General features: G+C 75.5%; 2 protein-coding genes. Both read right to left on the bottom strand.

What is annotated here, in order from left to right; translation table 11 throughout:
• Positions 1-15 precede the first annotated feature (15 nt).
• Positions 16-498, bottom strand: a complete 483-nt coding sequence (locus MTQ10_RS29935; RefSeq protein WP_247473677.1) for a DUF456 domain-containing protein — start codon at positions 496-498, stop codon at positions 16-18.
• Between the two features lie 80 nt (positions 499-578).
• The gene (locus MTQ10_RS29930) at positions 579-1562 is read right to left on the bottom strand and encodes a helix-turn-helix transcriptional regulator (protein ID WP_247473675.1); all 984 of its coding nucleotides are present in this window, start codon (positions 1560-1562) and stop codon (positions 579-581) included.
• Between the last annotated feature and the right edge of the window lie 616 nt (positions 1563-2178).

The raw sequence follows: 2178 nt of genomic DNA, 5'->3' as shown, positions 1-2178 counted from the left end.
GTCCCCGCCCGGCGCTCAGCCCGCCACCACCGCGCCCACCCACGCGCCCGCGATCAGCAGACAGGCGAAGAGTTCCGCCAGGACGCTCCAGCCGCCCGACCGCATCGCCGTCCGCACCGCCGCCCGCGCCTCCCCGTGCCGGCCCAGCCGCAGCCGCTCCGAGAGGTAGATCCCGCCGACGAAACCGGGGATCGCCCCGATCACCGGGACCAGCACGAAACCCGCGAGCGCGCCGAGCCCCGCGTACACCCACATACGCGGCGTGGCACCCGCCTCCTGGAGCCGGCGCGGCGGCAGCGCCCAGCGCACCACCTGCGCCAGCAGCAGCGTCACGGTGGCGCCGACCAGCACCCACCAGGCCACCGGCTGCGGGTCCTTCAGCGCCCACCACATGACCGCGGCCCACACCAGCCACGACCCCGGCACACCGGGCACCAGCACTCCGCACAGGCCGAGCAGCAGCACCACCCCGACCAGCAGGAGTTCCCACACTCCCATCTGCCCAGGGTGCCGGAGCGGGCCCCGCCCCGCAGTCGGGGCGCCGCACGCCCGCCGCCCGCGGGGTGCCCCGGCCCGGCTCACCCGTGCCGTGTCACCCAGCCCCGCTCGTAGGCGTGCCAGCCCAGTTGCAGCCGCGTCGTCACACCCGTCAGCTCCATCAGCCGTTTCACCCGCCGCTGTACGGTCCTCAGACCCAGGCCGAGCTGTTTGGCGACGCTCGCGTCCGTCAGCCCGGCCAGCAGCAGCGAGAGGATCTCCAGATCGGTGCCGTCGGGGCCGTCCGGGCCCCGCTCGGTCACCCCGGCGGTGCCCAGCCGCAGCGGCAGCGCGTCCCGCCACACCGACTCGAACAGCCCCTGGAGCAGTTCCAGCAGCCCGCTCGCGTGCACCACCAGCGCCGCCGGCTCCGAGCTGCGGGACATCAGCGGTACGAGGGCCAGCGAGCGGTCCGCGACGACCAGCTTCGTCGGCACCTCCTGCACGACCCGCACCTCCTCGTCCCGGGACAGCGCGGCCGTCAGCTCGGCCATGCCGTGCGGCAGGTCCAGCACCGGGCGCTCCACCACCACCCGGTAGCGCACCCCGCGAGCGGACGCCCGCGCCTCCGCCTCGTTCTCGGCGCCGGAGACCACCACGGGGTTGCCCGTCACCAGCGCGCACACCTCCTCGGCCGCCCCCAGCTGAAGCTGGAGGAAACGCTGCGCCACCGCCGCCGCGCCCGTCACCACCTCGACCAGATCGTGCACGGCCGGCTCGGCCGCCGCCGCCCGGTACTCCTCCGCCAGCAGCGCCGCCGCCAGCTCCGCCTGCTCCAGCTCGTGCCGCTGCTGGGTGAGCAGCGCGCCCAGCGCCACCGCGGGCGGGGCCGCCACCCAACGGCCCGGCCGGGCCGGCGAACGGGCGGCCAGCCCCTGCCGCTCCAGCCGCCGCAGCACTCGCTCGGTGTCCTGCTCGCCGTGCGACAGCCGGCGCGCCAGATCCGGCACATCGGCGGCGCCGAGCGACACCAGAGCGCGGTACGCCGCCTCGTGTGTCTCGTCCAGGCCTATCGCTGCGAGCATCCCTGCGCTGTCCTCCCTGGTCACGGCGGGGCCGACGGGCCGGGCACCGCTCGGGTGGCGGGAAACGGCCATGGCGTGAACCCGCCGCCGGACATCATCGCCGTACCCCCGGTCACTCTGCCAAGGTGGGGCCCACGGCGACCGCAAGATCATCGCGGGTGGACCTCGCCCCGGCGCGACTGCCCGGCGTGCGGGCGGACCGGGGCGCCGTACACCCAGGACGTGACCCGGCCCACGACGCGCATCCGCGCGGCGGGGAACCGGGACCGGGTCACCATCGGTCGCCGGGCGGTTCTCCTGTGGGGGGTGGAACCGTCCGGCGACACCAACTCCTTTCTTCGTACGGTTGTTTGACGGTTCGCCCGACACGCCGTGGAGCGGCCCCCGTTTTCCCGATGCCCCGTTCTCGAGCGCCCCGTGCGGTGGACAATGAGGGACATGAGCCAGCAGGGGGGACAGCCCGCCGGGCCCGAGGACGACTGGTGGGCGCAGTTGTACGACGACACCACCGGGGACACCGGGCCGACGTCCGCGCCGGACTCGCTGGACGACCGTTTCGCCTCCGCGACCGGCACGCTGGCCTCGTCCACCGCCCCGCCGCCCGCCCCGGCCGGCC

Source organism: Streptomyces sp. XM83C (genome assembly GCF_023072675.1).
GTDB lineage: Bacteria > Actinomycetota > Actinomycetes > Streptomycetales > Streptomycetaceae > Streptomyces > Streptomyces thermocoprophilus.
This window is presented reverse-complemented; position numbering and strand designations above follow the sequence as displayed.